Source organism: Kordia algicida OT-1 (assembly GCF_000154725.1).
GTDB classification, from domain to species: domain Bacteria; phylum Bacteroidota; class Bacteroidia; order Flavobacteriales; family Flavobacteriaceae; genus Kordia; species Kordia algicida.
On sequence record NZ_DS544873.1, the window covers coordinates 28,406 to 45,849 of the forward strand.

16 protein-coding genes are annotated in these 17,444 nt (G+C 34.6%); 9 read left to right on the plus strand and 7 right to left on the minus strand.

Features of this window, described 5'->3' with window-relative positions; translation table 11 throughout:
- The 7 genes from KAOT1_RS00125 to KAOT1_RS00155 all read right to left on the minus strand — a co-directional run.
- A partial coding sequence (locus KAOT1_RS00125; RefSeq protein WP_007092615.1) for a type II secretion system F family protein occupies positions 1-439 on the minus strand: 439 nt, incomplete at its 3' end.
- Positions 436-906 (minus strand): PulJ/GspJ family protein, encoded by a 471-nt coding sequence (locus KAOT1_RS00130; RefSeq protein WP_007092616.1) that lies wholly within the window; start codon positions 904-906, stop codon positions 436-438. The genes KAOT1_RS00130 and KAOT1_RS00125, both read right to left, overlap by 4 nt.
- Before the next feature lie 3 nt (positions 907-909).
- Positions 910-1,242, minus strand: coding sequence for a hypothetical protein (locus KAOT1_RS00135; protein WP_007092617.1), 333 nt, complete (start codon positions 1,240-1,242; stop codon positions 910-912).
- On the minus strand, positions 1,230-2,504 hold the full coding sequence (locus KAOT1_RS00140) for a hypothetical protein (protein WP_007092618.1): 1,275 nt from the start codon (positions 2,502-2,504) through the stop codon (positions 1,230-1,232). The genes KAOT1_RS00135 and KAOT1_RS00140 overlap by 13 nt, the downstream gene beginning before the upstream one ends.
- 29 nt (positions 2,505-2,533) lie before the next feature.
- Complete coding sequence (locus tag KAOT1_RS00145; protein WP_007092619.1) at positions 2,534-3,004, minus strand: hypothetical protein; 471 nt, start codon at positions 3,002-3,004, stop codon at positions 2,534-2,536.
- Positions 3,004-3,363, minus strand: a complete 360-nt coding sequence (locus KAOT1_RS00150; protein ID WP_007092620.1) for a fibronectin type III domain-containing protein — start codon at positions 3,361-3,363, stop codon at positions 3,004-3,006. The genes KAOT1_RS00145 and KAOT1_RS00150 overlap by 1 nt, the downstream gene beginning before the upstream one ends.
- Before the next feature lie 6 nt (positions 3,364-3,369).
- Positions 3,370-4,098: a hypothetical protein gene (locus KAOT1_RS00155; protein WP_007092621.1), complete on the minus strand. Its 729-nt coding sequence runs from the start codon at positions 4,096-4,098 to the stop codon at positions 3,370-3,372.
- A 408-nt stretch (positions 4,099-4,506) separates the two neighbouring features.
- On the opposite strand from KAOT1_RS00155, the gene KAOT1_RS00160 reads away from it, so the two are divergent.
- The 9 genes from KAOT1_RS00160 (at position 4,507) to KAOT1_RS00200 (ending at position 17,441) form a co-directional block, all read left to right on the plus strand.
- The gene (locus KAOT1_RS00160) at positions 4,507-9,246 is read left to right on the plus strand and encodes an N-6 DNA methylase (RefSeq protein WP_007092622.1); all 4,740 of its coding nucleotides are present in this window, start codon (positions 4,507-4,509) and stop codon (positions 9,244-9,246) included.
- A gap of 125 nt (positions 9,247-9,371) precedes the next feature.
- Entirely contained in the window at positions 9,372-9,668 is a 297-nt protein-coding gene (locus tag KAOT1_RS00165; protein ID WP_238528661.1) for a hypothetical protein, read from the plus strand.
- The gene (locus KAOT1_RS00170) at positions 9,658-13,923 is read left to right on the plus strand and encodes a strawberry notch C-terminal domain-containing protein (protein ID WP_007092624.1); all 4,266 of its coding nucleotides are present in this window, start codon (positions 9,658-9,660) and stop codon (positions 13,921-13,923) included. The genes KAOT1_RS00165 and KAOT1_RS00170 overlap by 11 nt, the downstream gene beginning before the upstream one ends.
- Positions 13,920-14,867 (plus strand): AAA family ATPase, encoded by a 948-nt coding sequence (locus tag KAOT1_RS00175; RefSeq protein ID WP_007092625.1) that lies wholly within the window; start codon positions 13,920-13,922, stop codon positions 14,865-14,867. Before KAOT1_RS00170 ends, KAOT1_RS00175 begins: the two co-directional genes overlap by 4 nt.
- Before the next feature lie 57 nt (positions 14,868-14,924).
- A complete protein-coding gene (locus KAOT1_RS00180) occupies positions 14,925-15,938 on the plus strand; it encodes a DUF7192 family protein (protein ID WP_007092626.1) in 1,014 nt (337 codons plus the stop codon).
- Positions 15,925-16,257, plus strand: a complete 333-nt coding sequence (locus tag KAOT1_RS00185) for a hypothetical protein (RefSeq protein WP_007092627.1) — start codon at positions 15,925-15,927, stop codon at positions 16,255-16,257. Before KAOT1_RS00180 ends, KAOT1_RS00185 begins: the two co-directional genes overlap by 14 nt.
- Positions 16,258-16,260: 3 nt before the next feature.
- A complete protein-coding gene (locus tag KAOT1_RS00190) occupies positions 16,261-16,587 on the plus strand; it encodes a hypothetical protein (RefSeq protein ID WP_007092628.1) in 327 nt (108 codons plus the stop codon).
- Between the two features lie 4 nt (positions 16,588-16,591).
- Positions 16,592-17,203 carry a hypothetical protein gene (locus KAOT1_RS00195; protein WP_007092629.1) on the plus strand — a complete coding sequence of 204 codons (612 nt, stop codon included), beginning with the start codon at positions 16,592-16,594 and terminating at the stop codon, positions 17,201-17,203.
- Positions 17,196-17,441 (plus strand): hypothetical protein, encoded by a 246-nt coding sequence (locus tag KAOT1_RS00200; protein ID WP_007092630.1) that lies wholly within the window; start codon positions 17,196-17,198, stop codon positions 17,439-17,441. Before KAOT1_RS00195 ends, KAOT1_RS00200 begins: the two co-directional genes overlap by 8 nt.
- Positions 17,442-17,444: the final 3 nt, after the last annotated feature.

Genomic DNA, 17,444 nt, shown 5'->3' on the forward strand with positions numbered 1-17,444 from the left:
GATACGTAAGTGCGCTAATCACATCGCTACGCTGTTGATTCTTACGCGCATAAAAAGCACCCAATTGTTTTACAACCATTGCCAGGGTTCCTGTTTCTTCTCCAATTTTAATAGAGTAATACTCATATTCTGTAAAAGCTTTTTGCAAATGAATTACTTCAGACATACTCTTTCCTTCAATAAGTTCCGCTACAATCTCTCCAAGAATTTGCTTTGCTGTTTTTTTCTTTTGTGAATTGTATAGCAGTTCCAAACCTTCTTTCAAAGAAACGCCTGCGCTTAATAATACAGCGAGTTCGGTATAAAAATCCTCTTTGAGTTTATTGGAAAAACTGTTTCCGAAAAGGACAATCTCTTTTTGTAAAACAGAAGATAACTCCGATTTTTTTACACCAGAAGCCTTCTTTGAATTGCTAATATTTTCTAATTTAAAACTCATGGATTCATATAGGTATTAGCGGTATTTCGTTTGTAAATAAAAAGAGCCGTATTTCTAAACTCTTTCGCTGTAATCAATTTAAAAGCATCTACTTTGGCAGCAATCGTTTCTTCTCCTTTAAAATAAAATACTTTATCAGCGATAGCGACATCAAAAGTATCTGTCTCTTTTTGAATGTACTCTTTTTCAAATGTGTAGCTTGTGGTATCAATCTCAGAAATAAAATACAATGTGCTCGTATCTTCTTCGTATTTGATATGATTGCAACGATTGGCATCAATCCAAAGCGATTGTTCTAACAAGGTAACACTGGTAGCATTGCTAAAATTCGCTTGAATAGCATACATGTGTTTCTGCACTAATTGCAATACAGAAAAAGCAATTCCTGCTACAATCACGGTAAGTAATACCACAATAATCATTTCGCTAAGTGTAAATGCTTGTATTTTATGAGAATTCTTTGTCATTGTTTACTGCCCATTATAATTTTCATATTGTTCAACACGAATCGTTTTATCCGTTTCCTTATGTTGTGCTTCAAAAATGAGCTTTTTGTCTACTTTTTCTATGGAGATGTACCAATTTTCAAACTCATCATCATACGGAATAGTTAGTTTATCGTGCACAGACAAATAGACAAGTTCAGAAATATGAGTCCGCACAGCATTTGTATTATTTTTTACGGTAGTATTAAAAAGTGAATTCAACAGAAAAGTTGAAACCATAAAGATCACTACAATAAGTACTGTAGCAACTAAGGTTTCCATCAATGTCGCTGCTTTTATTTTTTTTAGTACAACCATTTTACAATTTTATAATCGAGATTTTCAAATGGAAAACCTACGTATTCATTTATTAAAGCGACATTAGAAATGGTTCCATTATAAATATGATTTTGATATACAGAACCAAATTGTTTGGTGATAAATCCTTTGGTATATACACTTCCTTCTATGTTTCCTAGTAACTCTATTTGTTGCTGACAATACACAAAACCTTCAACGGTTGTATTTTCTTTTAATAGTATTTGTGGCTCAAAACGATTGTTTGTTTTGTTCTGTAAATAGCAAATAATACCTTTCATTGTTGTATCTGTATCTATAAAAATATGCTCTTTTTCTGTCGAATTAGAAACTTCTTCTAAAGTATCTTCTGCAAGAATAACCAGAGAAGAAGGATAACTAAGTTCACAATTTTTTCCAACAATAATCCGCTTAGTTGCTATCGCTTGAAACGTTCCTTTGGTATTGGTTTCAATCTCAATTTCAGGAGCAACTAGAATAACATCCTTGAGTGTTGTGGAAGCTGCTATTTTTATTTTTTTGTCAGATCGGACTAGGATATTTCCGATTAGTTTTACATCTAACAAATCCAATTCACCTCGATCAAATACAGTTTTGACAGGTTTTGTAAATGAATTTGTATACGTATTTCCTTGTTTTAAATTTATATAGCGACCGTCATCAACAGGAAGTGGAAGTGTTTGCAAACTAGCAATGTAATTTGTCAATTGTTTAGGAAGCTCAGGAAGCGTTTCATTACTTTTTAAAATAGTTCCGTACACAAGTTTGTTTCCGTAATATGAATTTCCTGAAATTGTTCCTGCGCGAACACCTCTAGCGGGTAAAAATGTCTTACCTTCAATTTTTGTATTTCCAACAATAATAAGTGGACGATTAGTTTCTTGTAAATACAACCCAATTCGATCTTCATCTTTCTGCCAACCACTTGTAAGTGCAATTTTTTTAAATGATTTTGCTTTTGATTTCGTTTCAACATAGGTTTTACCATACATTCCCCAATAACTTTGATGTATTTTTGAAGATGTAGCTATTTCAGTGTCGATCTGACTAAAAATAGTATCTCTTTTAACGGAGAAATCCTGTGATTTAGCTAAGAGTATATTTTCAGTTTGCTGAATGGTTTCAATAAGTAAGTCAGATTTTTTAGCAAACAACGTATGTGAATGCACAAGTACAATAAAAACAGATAGCAATACCGCTATGATGGCAGAAATCATAATGGCAAACTGTAATGAACCTGCTTTTACTTTGTGAAATTTCATTCGTTTATTTTTACATTTAATGACACGTTTTATTTAGAAATAGGAATCGTTTTTCTTTTCCCTTTAAATGATATTGTGATTAATTTTTTAGTTCCTTTAATCAATTTGATATCGGTAATTGTTTTTCCAATTTTATAAAGTTGTTGAATTCCGCTAACTTCAATGATGTAGATGTTTTGCACGCTTTCCTGTTTAGAAATTACACCTTTATAGATTATCGGTGGAAAAACAACAGTATCCTTTTTGGTTTTGGAAATGCTACGAACTCTTTTTCTCTGATTACTTTGATATGGCTTTCCCAAAAACGGATCACGGTGTTTGTTATGAATACTAAATGTATCTTTTTTAGTAGTTTGTTTTGGCGAAAAAGAAATATCAGAATTCACAGCAACAACGGGCGCATCTTCAGGATTTAATTTTGAAAAAATCTGATAGCCAATCGTTCCCCAAATTCCAAGAACAACTATTAATAATAAGTATGTTTTTTTCTTCTTTGTCATCATTCAATGGTAAATGAATACGTCGCATATGAAGTAACATATTCACTATTGATGGCTCTTACACGCCACTGATACGAATTTCCAGCTTCCAATTGCACCGAAATAGAATTTTCAGAAACAATCGAATCTTTTTCAAGCTGTAAAATATTCTCAAAATCTGGACGTGCTACTTGTACTTGATAACGTTCTGCATCAGCTACAGGATTCCATGACAATGTTATTGTTGTAATAGCAAGTGTTGAATTATTAGAAGGCGCAACAAGTGTAACTGTATTCTCAGAAATATCTGGAACTTCAATAATATCGGAGCAACTAACGATTAAAAATATGGTAAATAAAGCGTATAAATATTTTTTCATCTGTTTCTATAATTTGAAATAATCATTCTTTTGAACTGCTTTTTGCGATTTACGATAGGTGTTTGGCGGACAACTTTCTAAGCCACTTACAATATCTGCAATCACAAGTTTGTGTTTACTGTTCTCTTTCCAACAAAAGCTTGACGTTTGATACGCAAAAACAACACCTTCCGCAAACTCCAATGTTTGATACTTTCCATTAAAACTTTTAAGTTTTAAGCTAAACTTCTTGGAGGGCGATTGTACTAAAAATACCTCGGAGGCTTTCTCTAATTCACGAATCTTATTTTCAGGAAAAGCTATAGAAATGCTGCTTACCATTTGTGCATCTTCTTTGTTTTCCAAATACGATCGTAATCCTGTATTTTTTGGATTATTCAAAGCTTCCGTAATTGCTACACGATCAACAAATTGCAACAGTACATATTTAGGTTTGATTTCTAGTGAATCGACATAATGTAAAGCTACTTTTTGAGGCTGTTGATTTGCTTTTGCAAAGGCTTTGAAAGTATTTTTAGAAAAAGAAATAGCTTGTACGTTTAATTTCAATTCTTTATCAAAAGTTGGAATAGCAATGCTTTCGTAATTGCTAGTAATCATTGAACCATTAACCAAGCCAATGGAGCCTAGTTCAACTCGTGTTTTAGTTAATAATTGTGATTTTTGATTTACAGTAATAGTTTTACAACTAAAAATTAGTAAACAACTTAAAATAAGGGTTATTGTCCTACGCATATATGCTACTTTATTCAAAAATAAATAAATACATAGGTTTTGTTGAAAATAATATATAAGCGTAATTGTTTATGGTAAATTCCTCAAATTAGTTCTGATTTTTTCAACTAATCACTTAATGATTAGTGTGTTTTGAAAAACTACCTTGAGACATTTATATGAAGCAATCATTTTAACTAATCGTTTAGTAATGAGTTGTACTTATGAATTGACTAGCTAAGTAATGAGTAGATTTTTAGGAAGAATGCTTGTGTGTGTTTTTTACAGTGTTTGTATAAAAAAAACACAAAATAAATATTTCTTACAACTTTGGACTACAACTTTTGTAACGGTACAAAACGCGTACAAATGAAATACAGCTTCACTTATTTACATTTATAACAGTTTGTAAAAAGCAAATCACAATAGATGAGATTAGATATAAAGGAGAATACAACAAGCAATAATTACGAGTTAATTTTCAGTGAATTACCCCCAAAAAAATTACAAAAAGTACTTAGGGAGTTAGGTTTTGTCAAATCAATTTTTGGTGGAAACATCTATACGGTAGCCAAGTTTGCTGTATACGATTCCTTTATAAAATCCCTTAAAAAAATGATTAATTCAGGAAAAAGTTGGGAAGCTGTAACGGATTATCCTGTATTTGCTCCAACAGAGGATAGCATTAACAAAAAACTATTTACCACTGTTACCATTTATTATAATGAAGATGATATTGTTAAAGAACAAGATTATATTGTATTTGAACTCTATCATAAAACTATTTCAGGTTTAATCCGAGAGTTTGGCAAGCTCACTTATGGAAATAAGTTTGAAGATTCACAGATTTCACATAAAAAATTAAAGCGACTTGCTCGCAGTCTATTAGCTTCCAACCATGTAATAGACAGAAAAAGTGTAACTAGCTTAAAAACAGGTGATTTAGGCGAAGAAAACTTACGGGAGTCTATCCAAGTAGCGCCACAACCAGCATCAAGGCAAGAAGCACAGGTAAAGCAATCAGCCAAAACAGAGATGAAGCCGATTGTAGCCAAAGAAGATACGATAGAACCAGCACATTCCTTTATAAAAGCGCAACTAGCTATTCTTATTTCAATGATGGAACAAGACGAGCTTGGCGTATATGAAATCTTATCGACGATTATCGATGAAATGGTCAAAGATTTGAAAGAAGCTGAACAATTAGATACCGATGATCTTATCAAAAAATCTTTGATAAAATCTATTAATAAGTACAAAGCTTCATTAAAAGACCTAGCGCCATTTGAGCGTGGTTACGTGCGTGGTATAATCAGTGAACTACTATTGCTTTTGGATGACACTAATGAGCTATTAGAGTTAGAAAAAGGAGCATTATCAATAAAGCGTAGTATTTGGGTAAAAGATAAACTTATTGATAATGTATTAGTTCCAATTAAAGCGGACGAACCATTCGCTTCGGGAGCAGTCATAGAAGATCAAGCATCAGAAATATGGAAAGCATTTCCTGAACTTCATACCATTACAAAAGATACCCTAGATAAGGCTTCAGCACTTGAATTATTTTATTTAGCGCAACTTAGACACCCACCCGCATTTGGGATTCCCATAACGATTTATGATGTAGAGCATCAGTGGAAAAAACGAGGACTAGCCGAAATTGAAAAGCTTGGCTTTCCAACGGATTTAAAATATCCGTATGTATATTTAGAATATGGTTATTTCAATATTACTGCCTTAGAAAACTTTATAGGTATAAAAGCCAAAGCAGACCAATTAAATTATGTACTTCTACACGCTCGACCACTTACGGATTTAGAAACCGCACTTGCACAAATAGATTTAGTGATACAGAAGCTCGAACCAATTTTAAAAGAGTTCAGAGAAATTACCTCCAAAAAAATAGATAAAGCGAGTACTATCGCCAAGATTTATTATAGGGTTGGTACTGAATTTGAGTTTTTAAAAAAGTCTAGACAAACAGTCTTTGACTATCTAACTAAAAACGTTGAATCATCAAAAGAAACACTTCCCTTTACACAGATAGTTGTTTCTGATGATGATGTGCAGTATGAAATATTACACGGTAGAATTTTAGCAGATATAGAGAAGCTACAACTAGAGATCATACGTCAAAAAGAAAGAGCGAAAAAATCTTTTTTAGAAAATAAGCTTGCTGATGCGATAGAAGAATTTAAAAATGATGGACGCATTGCTGAGTCTCCTTATGGTTCGATATTAAACAAATTGATAGTTGAACTGAAAAAGATGCAGTTACTCTCAAGTGATGAAGTCCGCAAAATTGCCCTAAAAAAACTCATTAATTCCTTTACATCGTGGCTAAAGGATATGCAAAAAAACGAGCGTGATTTTTTACTTGGGGTATTAAATTATTTCTCATTGCTATTAGAAGATACCACCCTTACAATTGAAAGAGAAAAAGCAACACCCGCTATAAAGCAAATCATTTACGCCAATGACCTAGTAATTAAAAACGTATTAGTTCCTACAAAAGCCGTACAGCCATTTACCTCTGGAGCATTCAAAGATACTGATGTGGAATTTGAAATTAATTTTTTTCACAAACATCTTTTAAAGATTCAAAAGGAAAACTTGAATCAGGTTTGTGCGCTAGATTTATTTTACTTGGTACAATTAGAGAATCCACAATTTTTTGGAATTGCCCTTGAAGCAGAAACAATAGCACAGGAATGGGAAAGACGTGGTGCAAGTGGATTTGATGCGCTAGGCTTTCCAACGGATTTAAAATACCCGTATATCAATCTTAAAGAAGGTTATCTCGAGATTCAACCACTAGAACATTTTTTGCTTCACTCAAAAGAAAAAAACAACAATCAAAGTTGGTGGTATGCGATACGTCATGCAAGACCGATTGCAGATGTTGGGCAAATGATTCAAAACATGGATGCTTTTCTGAATTTCACATCAAAGAAAAAACAAGAATGTTTAGAAACAGACTTTAAAATATCAAAAAACAAGCAAGCTGAACTTGATTGTTACCGAATGCTTTTAACCATAAAAAATATTGAGTACTCAAAACAAGTAATTTTAGACTATTTGGATAGCACAGAAGAAAGTGATCCCAAAGAAGTTGAAGCATCACAGATTACAATAACAAAGGAATTACACCATGAGTTACAAGAAGTTATCAACGAATTAATTTCTATTGAAGATAATCTTAATGGCGAACAAGAAACCATTATTGCAAGTACGATTCACGACTTTGAAGACGTTTTAGAAATTTTAGATGAAAACAAGCTCCTAGAAAAACTAGCTTCAAGTATCGAATCTTTCAAGGATTGGGCTTGTGATTTATCGCCTGATATCCGCAATCAATCCGCAAAATTAATCAACCGTTTAATTAAGTACACAGGCGGTATGAGTATTGCAGTTACAAACCAAGAAAGTTCCTTAGTAATTGCCAAAGATATTAAGCAATACAACGGTATTGTCGAGAATGTGTTAGTTCCAATTCATGCAAAAGAACCCTTTGAGTCAGGTAAAGTTTCAGCAGATCATATTGAAGATTTAAAGAAAAACTTTCCTCACTTATACGATATCAAAACAGATGAGTTACACAATGCATCGGCATTAGAATTATTTCAATTATCACAACTTCCACATCCGAGACATTACCAAATGCAAGTCTATCGAAATGATTTACTCAAGGAATGGGAAAAACGTGGCGAAGAAGCTTTTAAACAGCTTGGTTTTCCAACCGATATGAATTATCCCTATGTGAATATACACGCGGGATATCGTTCGGTAACTACCCTAGCGAGCGCTTTAGAAAACTCTTTTGAGCCTGAAAAAAGTAGGCTTAAATGGTGGGCAGTTGTAGAGCATGGACGACCAATTGCGAATTTAGCAAAAGGTATTGTCATCATAGATAAGTTAATAAGTGATTTAGTAACGCAACAGCAAAAATATATCAATCCAAGAACAAAGCGTCCAAAAACAAAGCCTGCATATAAACAAGCCTACAGGGATATTTCCTTTAAGCTATCAAGGCTTAAACTCTCCAAGCAAGTCATTACAAATTATTTAAATGCTCAAACCGATACACACGAAAAAAAGGAACAAGAAAACAATCAAAAAGCACTACCAAGCACCAAAGAAGATTATATAGATCGTGTGATTGCAACGATGCATCTAGCCTACAGAGACGCAACACGATTATCCAAAAAGAAGATTGAAAACTTACTTGAGCAAACAGGCGCACCAAGTTTGGGAGAACTATGGGAAGCGGTAGAACTGAGTTGGCTTTTATGGTACAAAATGATCTATAACGAGTCCATTTCCTTTGAAGCAAGGCTTTCAAAAATGGTTCACTTTTGGAATAAAATACAGCCTACCTACGCCTACTCAGACAGTAGTAAAGAACTCTACAAACAATATTCTACACCGTGTCCTATCGGCGCAATTATCGCACAATATACAGGAATGGACACTGCTGATTCGATATTTGAGCCAAGTGCTGGAAACGGTTTGTTACTTGTGGGAGCAAATCCAAAAATAACCCATGTCAACGAGATCGATAAAAGTCGAAAAAAGTCATTGGAATTTCAACAATTTCAAAAAATCACAATGAACAATGGCGCAGAGTCATTTCCAAGTGAAATGGAAAAAGCCTTTGATGTGGTGGTTACCAATCCACCATTTGCCAAATGGGAAGAAAATAAAATAGACAAAGAACATATCATTAAAAAATATTTCAACAACACGCGCGGACTTGTGCAACACTTACGTTTGGAACACATCATGTCAGGATTGGCACTTCGTACCATGAAAGACAATGGTAAATGCGCCATTATCATCATGGGACACCTTTATTTTGACCATGAGGGATTCATTGCCAAATATCGTCCATTTTTCAATTGGCTATATCACTTTTATAAAGTCGATGTGGTACTGAATATGAACAGCTTTAAACTCTACAACAAGCAAGGCGCAGTTGCTAGAACGATGCTCATCTTAATTGGCGGTCGAAAAGCAGTGGGGAGTGGTGTTGCCCCCACAGCGTATACAGCACCACATTTAGATACTGTTATTGACACCTTTGAAGATTTATGGTTAGCAGTCAAACAATATATCAAACCTGATATTCACACAATTATTAAACAACTTCAAATCGCAAAAAGAGAATGATTTATTACAATTCAGAATTAATGCCCGATAGCAATAGTGCCATCTTATTTATGGTTACAAATAGTAAGCCTTTTACACGCTTTGAAGATCATCAGGCGGGTATTTACTTGCAACTTCATACCCTAGTGGAACTATCGATAGCATCAGGGGAAAATCCCATTGGACTCATTGAAGATTATTTGGGAATTACCTACACCGATGGTCGAAGTGCAGAGGAAATCGCTCATTTTTTAGCCTATACAGACAGGGTGCAAAATGCCTTATGGTCACTAGAGATTCGTTGGAAGAAAAAAACAGATATAGCAACCAAAGATTCCTACCTGCAAAGCGGAATTTCCAGAGAAAACGCCATCGAATTATACACACAAATTACGCTTCGAACTTACCTTGAAGCCTTAGCAAATTATACAGATGAACAGTGAAGCTTTACAAATTGAAGAACAAGAAAATCTTTTTTCGCAATCAAGTGAAGAAATTTTAAAATTAGCAGAAGATCAAACAGCATTAGTGAAATATGAGCCTAAATCAAAGGCATCCTATGTCATGGATACACTTATTCCAAGAAATATGGCTTATGAAGTGCAATCTTCTTTAGATCATATTGTACAGAGACATGGGAATATTGACAATTTAGTTCGTGATGGACTTAAATATAAAACCACGCAAGAGTTGTGGAATGTGCTATCAGCCGAGCAAATCGATTCGCTTGGATTGTATTTACATCAATTTAAAAAAGAACAAGGAATTATCATTGCCGATCAAACAGGAATCGGAAAAGGTCGGCAAGGCGCGGGTGTCATAAGATATGCAGTGATGCAAGGGTATTTACCTGTATTCTTTACCAAGTCTCCTAACTTATTTACCGATATGTATCGAGACTTAAAAGCCATAAATTTTGAGAATATCAATCCTTTTATCATCAACAATAGTAGTGATGCACAAATCAAAGATGCTAAAGGATTGGTCATTTTTAGTCCTTTGGGAAAAGTGGAACAAAAAGCGCTTTTAACAGAAGAAACAGCATATCCCACAGAGAGTCCTGAAGCTATTGCATGGTATAAGACAATAGGTAAAAGTATGCCCGATCCCGAAGAAGTACCAACTACGATGGTTTCCCAAACATTAGATCATATGCCATTAGGCTATGATATGGTATTTTGCACCTATTCACAAATACAATCGGCGCACCCATACAAGCGTCTTTGGCTTGAAAAAATGATCTCTAATGGTATCGAAGGCAGTACCAAATTCAAGAAAGTAGTTTTTATTTTGGATGAGTCTCACATGGCGGGCGGTTATGATTCCATTATTGGAAGGTGGATGCGCGAGGTATTACCCAAAACCAAAGCGTGCTGTTACCTAAGTGCGACCTTTGCTAAATACCCAGAAGTGATGCCTTTCTACGGAAAAAAGACCGCTATTATGGAAACAGGACTTAGAGATTCTGAATTTGTAATGGCTATGAAAAGTGGCGGTTTGGCATTGCAAGAAATAGTAGCTTCCAATTTGGCGGAAAGTGGTCAACTCATCAGACGACAACGCTCAAGTAAAGGCATTAAGATACAATACAAAGTATTGGACGAAGAACCAAGAAGAAGTAAAAATCGCGCAAGTGTAAATCGTATTATTTCGCTGATGAATGAAGTGGTTGAGTTTGAAGCAGATTATATTGCTCCTATTCTTGCTGAAATTCATGCAGAAGCAAGAGCCGAAGCTGGCACTACCAAATCAGCACCACGTGGTTTGGGTGTTAAACAAGCACCTTATTTTTCAAGAGTCTTTAATGTGGTGGATCAAATGCTATTTGCCCTTAAAGTTGTCGATGTTGCCAAAGAAACAATTTCCCTACTAAAACAAGATAAAAAAGTAGTGATCGCCTTTAAATCTACCATGGGCACATTTTTAAAAGATTTGAAAATGCTTAGTGGCGATATTTTACCCTTGCAAGCGATGGATTTTACAAGAACCCTTGTCAAAGGATTGGATTCTGTTTTTTATTACAACTATACTACATTTTTAAATGAGAAAACAAGAGAGCGCATCCCATTAGAAGATTTGCCCTATAACGGAATTCAAAAATATAAAGATATCCGTAAACGGATGCGCTTAGAACGTACAGGACTTTCCATTTCTCCTATTGATAAACTCATTAGTTTGATTGAAAAAGAAAAAAAACCAAAACATTTAGGCGGTCATAATGGTACACATTTTACAGTGGCAGAAGTTACAGGACGATCACAACGTATTGACATGTCTAATGATGATTATGGTGTGATTGTAGGACATCGAAAAAATACGGAAAAAGCCTTTCGAGAATTTAATAGTGGAACAATAGATGTTTTACTTATCAATCAAAGTGGAAGCACGGGCGCATCGGCACATTCAAGTAAAGACTTTTTAGATCAGCGCCCACGTGAGATGTTAATTCATCAATTGGAATTAGATATCAATGTTGAAGTACAAAAACGCGGACGTATTGACAGAACAGGACAAGTTCATCTACCAGGATATCAGTACATCGTTAGTGATATTCCATTAGAAAAACGATTAATGTCCATGCTTAAAGGCAAGATGAAATCACTAGATGCCAATACTACAGGCTCACAAAATACGAATGATGATACCCTAGAGAGTCCTGACTTTTTCAATAAATATGGCGATAAGGTTGCTTGGCAGTGGATTAGTGAGCATCCCGAAAAAATGGATATTTTAGGCTATCCTACCTATCGTTACATTAGAGTTAAAAAAGAAAAGGTACGCGTACGAAAAGATAGTAAAGAAGGCGCAATGTTACAACTCACAGGACGTGCAGGACTCTTACAAGTAGAAGATCAAGAATCACTTTATAATGATCTATTTGAGCGATATGAGAATCAAATAAAACTTGAAAAGCAAAATGGAACGTATGATTTAGAAACGGAATTTTTACGATTGGATGCAGATGTAAAAAAACGATTTTTATATGCCAAAGGTAGTGGCGGAACCACCCCTTTTGGGAAAGATGCTGTGCGTGAAGATACCATTATCAATAACTTAAGACGACCTTATACACGAAAGGAAATTGATAAACGCATTTATGAAAAATTACAAGGCAACAAGCCTGTTCAACTGCGTAAAGAATTTGAAAACAAATTGCTTGAAAAGTATCCGAAAATCATCGCTAGTCGAAAAGAAAAACGATTAGAGACCCTTAAAAAGTTAAAAGATGATCGTGATACGCTTCCAAAATTAGGAAGCGGAGCTGATGCTCAGGCGAATGAAAAAATTAAAAGTGATCTTGAAAAAATAGAACAACTCATTGCCTCTAAAACATCGGATATGGCAATCTATATTGCGGGATTAGAAGCCACACAATCAAAAATACTTGATTATGTTTCCATGTGGGATATTGGCGATGTGGTACGTGTGCCATTTGTAGGTTCATTAGAATCTTCATGGGGAATTTATCTTGGCATTTCCATAGGCGGTAAAATGTCAAATCCCTATACCCTTAGTAACATTAGCTTGCAATTTTTAGTAACTGACTCAAGAAAACAAGTAACCTATAATCTTCAACCCGCAGAACAAGCGTATATCAGTCAGATTTTTACAGAGAGCAAAAATATTACGGATGCAGATCGGGAAATGGTTGAGTTAGAATGGAACGCGCTGATTAAAAAAGCATCTAAAAAACGAGAGCGCAGGCAGATTTTAACGGAAAACATCGTAAAGGTTTCCTATAAAATTGGTTCAAAAAACAAACTCATTAAGTACAACACCAAAGATAACCGTATCAAAAGTGGAATTTTAATGAATCGTGAATTTGGTCAAGAAGGAGAAAAAAACGGTGCTTTATATCCAATATCCCATGCCTATATAACCATAAGTAGCTTAGAAAAAGAAGCGTTTTTTGAAGATCATAAAGTGCTTGTACGTTTTAAACGAATCAGTGAGACCTTATTTAATGTCTACATTTCAAAAAAAGGATTGTGGAAAGCATCAGTTGATGAGAAATTACGCGTATTACTTTTTAGAGAAGCAGATGAACATAGTGACTCATTACCTGAATTTATTCAAAATGCGGGCGAGATGACCGCAAGACTTCACAAAGAGAATTTAGAAGCATTTCTAAAACGACTAGACTTCTATAAACTTCGATTTTTAGGAGAAGCCAAAGAGTTAGAAGATTGGGAAGTCGAGAACAAAGAAGATTGGAAGTCCAGGAGTCAACAGGACAAAGGAGAATATAAATATGCGTTAGGTCGTGCCTATGGTCAGGGAACAAATCCTACGGTTGGATTTACAAATTATATCGAGCCAACAACCGCATTTCCTTTTGGAATTGTTGTGTATAACCGTGCATTGCTCGACAAAGAACGCTACAACTATTCACTAAAACCAATTTTTGAAAGCCTTCGCGAGCCGTATATGATATGGAAAAATAGCTTTACCCAGAGCGCTCCCAAAAAGCTTTTCAATGATGTAGTAAGAAAAGCAAGAACATTAAAATTACATGAAGCCATCAACTTACTTGGGAATTTCATTATTGAAAATTTACATGAAGAAGGAAATGCGGAATTTGTCTTGGGCGATTACACCATTGCAAAGCTAGGGCGTATTTTCTATGAAGATACAATTGCAGAGATTTCAGAGATCGAAGAATTAATTAGTCAATTACAAATAGCATTAGAACAATGAGAATTATAAAATATGACATTCCAGAGATAGATCAAATTCCACAATTTGCTAAAATTTTGGATGATTTAAGCGTGGGAAACAATCCCTACTTAGTTGGAAGTGCGGGAACAGGAAAGACTACCATAGGCGAAAAAGTCGCTTATGCCATAAACGGACGAAAAGAAAATGATGGTGGGGAGTTGCCCTTTACTATTGTCAACTGCAATCAATGGACTTCGCCTATAGATATCAAAGGCGGTCAAACCATTACAGGTTATAAAGAGGGCGCACTGATTGAAGCTTGGCGGGATGGCAAAATTTTAATTTTGGATGAAATGCCAAAATTGGATGCCAATACTGCTGGATTATTAAACGATGCCCTTGCAAAAAGTGCCAAAGAAAATGCTATTATTTTCAATGGTAATAACCAGCCAATTGTAAAGCATACCAATTTTGGTTGCATTGCCACAGGAAATGTCATCGGAAAAGGAGCAAGTGGAAATTATGTAGGGAACAATAAACAGGATGCTTCTCTATTAGACCGTTTTAGTGGTTGTATCTATCGTATTGGTTTTAACGAGACCTTAGAACGTGAATTAGTATATCCTGATCTGGTGGATATCTGTTTAAAAATACGAGGGGAAATATTAAGATATGAGGGAAAAAGTGCCAATGATGATGATACCGAAGACATTATGACACTTCGTACCATGCTGAATTTTCAGCGCGCCTATGTCCTGGAGATGAAACGCGAATTGGGACTGCCTGATTTACATGGAAAACCCTATAAAAAGCAACCAAACGGCAAGACACTCAAAGATGCTATTGAGAGTTACTTTATGGCTATGGGTGTAGCAAAAGCCCATAAAATTAAAGAGGAAATCAATTTAGAATCTTTTTTGAACTCTTACAAAGGGAGTATCAAAAAGCAAGTCTTCAAAGAGGAGTACAAACGTAGAATGTAGTACATAGAAAACAATCAATAATTTCAATCTCTAGGATCAAATCTTACAAATATATCAATGGAACTTCCAAAAAAGCATATCCTATCTCACAATGAATTAACGTATAGGTACATACAATTTGACAATGTATTTGCATTTAATGAATTTATAGATCATAAGGCGAAGAAATTAAGTAATCATAATGAATCGATTTGGAGCGCTGTAAAAAATAGGGCTTCTGAGAGAATAGAAATGAAAAAAGATTGGTATGGGTCGCCAATTCCAAATACTATAAAAGAATTGGAGTCACATAATTCATTTTTAGGGATGGAACTACTAAAAGAAATACAGCCACAAATCAAAGATAAACTATCGGAGTATTTACAGTATTTAGCACAGTTGGAACTTCCTAAGCCTAAAATAGCATACAATGATCGTGGTTTGGGTGTTTTCTCTTTTGATCGGGCATCTATGGGAATGTTTAAAATTCATGCTATAAACACAGCAACACCCATACAAGAAAACATCAGCAAACTCAACATTGAACTAGGCAAAAAACAACTACATACCTCCGTTAAAAGTGTGTACGCTTACTTTAAAGACAAACAAAATTCCTATCCCTCATTGCAACTCTACATCATGGCGGGCGCAAATGCAAAAGTAAAAGGGAACAATATTTTATTTGTGGGATTGGCGTGCGCAGAGCTTGTGGCTTTTATGGAGCAAAGAGGAATATCGGTCGAAGTCAATGTAGTGATTGGAAGCCACTTTAGAGGACAAACTGTTTTGGCTAAGATTAGAGTAAAACGCTTTCAAGATAAATTAGATACCAATCAACTATTGTTAATGTCAAGCGATCCAAGATATTTTAGGTACAGAGGATTTAAAACACTGATTGTCTTGGCAGATTATTTTGGATATAAAATACCACAAAACTTAGGTAGTTTGCCTAAGAATTTGGGGAATAATTTTGTGGATGCAGTCAATAAAAATGGTTTTGTATTCGAGCAGAGTTATGCAATGGATAAAGCTGTTAGAGAAGTTTCTACCATAATTACAAATTATAAAAACAGATTAGATGGAAAAAAATAATAAAAATATAGATCAAGCGGTCATACACAAGATGATGAACCGCGCTATTGAGATCAATCATTCTTGCAAAGAGAAATGTAGGGATTTTAAAATTATGACTTCTACTATGCGAAAAGATTCGCTGATTTTACAGTGGAGAACCATTGATATATCCAACGAAGATAATCCAATTCAATACTATCGTTTTGAGTGTTTTAAAATGGATGGCACACCTGAACTCTGTTCCATTCATTACACAGATCAAAAACAAGCAAATGACTTTATTACAAGTTTACAGACGCTTTACCACCAAAAATTTGCAATTGACCATACACTATAAATTATGTACAAAACAAAAAATATAACCCTCGATGAATTAAAGGCGGTTAAAATTAAAAATCAACGTGAGATTCTTCGTCTTTTAGGAAGTAAACTCAGTTTGATTACTGCTTGGGAAGAAGTAAAACGCCTATCCAATAATTTCAAAAATAAAGTCGCTGAAGCCTTGAAAGCTGATGCGCTTTTATATGAACTGATAAAACCAAAAAAGGGTACAAAAGTTAAAGAAACTAAAGCGCAAGCTAGAATTAGAATCAGAGAACGAGAACGAATGCGTAAAATCAAAATTTTAGCATTGGAATTAGAAATGGCAAAAATTAATCAAAAATAAAATTATGACAATTCAAGATTTACAAGCAATAGACTTGGAAAAAGTAGCATATCCAACAATCAAAGCAACGGCAGTAGAATTACTAGAGGACTATGCTGATGAAGCAGAAGAAAATAGAGCTGACTTTTTAAAAGATGCACAAGAAGCTATTGATGCAGTCTATAAAATGATTCAGGCTAATTCCCCTGAAGCTTTACCAACAAATAAGGATGAGAAAAAAGTGTCTGAAAATACTAATGAGCCTTCAAAAGAAAAGCCAAAGAAGAAAAAGCTAACTAAAGAGGAAATGGATGCTTATGGAGAAAGGATTAAAAAATGTAGACTAGAAATAAAAGAATACAATGCAAAAAGACGTGAAGAACAGCCAAAAAAACCTGCAAAAAAGAGACATGAAAAAATAGAAGGTCATTTGCTGTCAATCGGAAATTTAGTACCTGATAATCTAAAAGACAATCTTGATATTTTGGAAGCTTCACAGAAAATCCTTTCCAAAACAGGGCGAGAAATTATGAAAGTCTATCGAATGGATCAGCTCAAAATTAAAGAGGTTCAACAGGAAATTGAAGAAAAATACAAAAAGAAAGAAGAAAAAATAAAAAAAGACAACGATGAATAAGAAAGTATTGATTATCACAGGCGCGGGATTACTCATTGGTTTTGCCGAAGCCCTGATTTATTACAATTTAGGTAAGAATGATAATAATGAAGAATTTAAGTTACAGTTTCCAAAGGGAATGGAACTCTTGAAAACTTCAGGAATTATTATCGCTACATCACTCGCTACTGCGGCGCTCTCAAATATTATTGAAAATGCCGTTGGGAAAAACCTAGAATTAACACCAAGAATCACTTAACAT

What these genes read in the sequence shown, in the direction of transcription:
- KAOT1_RS00130 (WP_007092616.1), bottom strand. Translation starts at nt 906, where the DNA reads ATGACAAAGAATTCTCATAAAATACAAGCATTTACACTTAGCGAAATG.
- KAOT1_RS00135 (WP_007092617.1), bottom strand. Translation starts at nt 1,242, where the DNA reads ATGGTTGTACTAAAAAAAATAAAAGCAGCGACATTGATGGAAACCTTA.
- KAOT1_RS00140 (WP_007092618.1), bottom strand. Translation starts at nt 2,504, where the DNA reads ATGAAATTTCACAAAGTAAAAGCAGGTTCATTACAGTTTGCCATTATG.
- KAOT1_RS00145 (WP_007092619.1), bottom strand. Translation starts at nt 3,004, where the DNA reads ATGACAAAGAAGAAAAAAACATACTTATTATTAATAGTTGTTCTTGGA.
- KAOT1_RS00150 (WP_007092620.1), bottom strand. Translation starts at nt 3,363, where the DNA reads ATGAAAAAATATTTATACGCTTTATTTACCATATTTTTAATCGTTAGT.
- KAOT1_RS00155 (WP_007092621.1), bottom strand. Translation starts at nt 4,098, where the DNA reads ATGCGTAGGACAATAACCCTTATTTTAAGTTGTTTACTAATTTTTAGT.
- KAOT1_RS00160 (WP_007092622.1), top strand. Translation starts at nt 4,507, where the DNA reads ATGAGATTAGATATAAAGGAGAATACAACAAGCAATAATTACGAGTTA.
- KAOT1_RS00170 (WP_007092624.1), top strand. Translation starts at nt 9,658, where the DNA reads ATGAACAGTGAAGCTTTACAAATTGAAGAACAAGAAAATCTTTTTTCG.
- KAOT1_RS00175 (WP_007092625.1), top strand. Translation starts at nt 13,920, where the DNA reads ATGAGAATTATAAAATATGACATTCCAGAGATAGATCAAATTCCACAA.
- KAOT1_RS00180 (WP_007092626.1), top strand. Translation starts at nt 14,925, where the DNA reads ATGGAACTTCCAAAAAAGCATATCCTATCTCACAATGAATTAACGTAT.
- KAOT1_RS00185 (WP_007092627.1), top strand. Translation starts at nt 15,925, where the DNA reads ATGGAAAAAAATAATAAAAATATAGATCAAGCGGTCATACACAAGATG.
- KAOT1_RS00190 (WP_007092628.1), top strand. Translation starts at nt 16,261, where the DNA reads ATGTACAAAACAAAAAATATAACCCTCGATGAATTAAAGGCGGTTAAA.
- KAOT1_RS00195 (WP_007092629.1), top strand. Translation starts at nt 16,592, where the DNA reads ATGACAATTCAAGATTTACAAGCAATAGACTTGGAAAAAGTAGCATAT.
- KAOT1_RS00200 (WP_007092630.1), top strand. Translation starts at nt 17,196, where the DNA reads ATGAATAAGAAAGTATTGATTATCACAGGCGCGGGATTACTCATTGGT.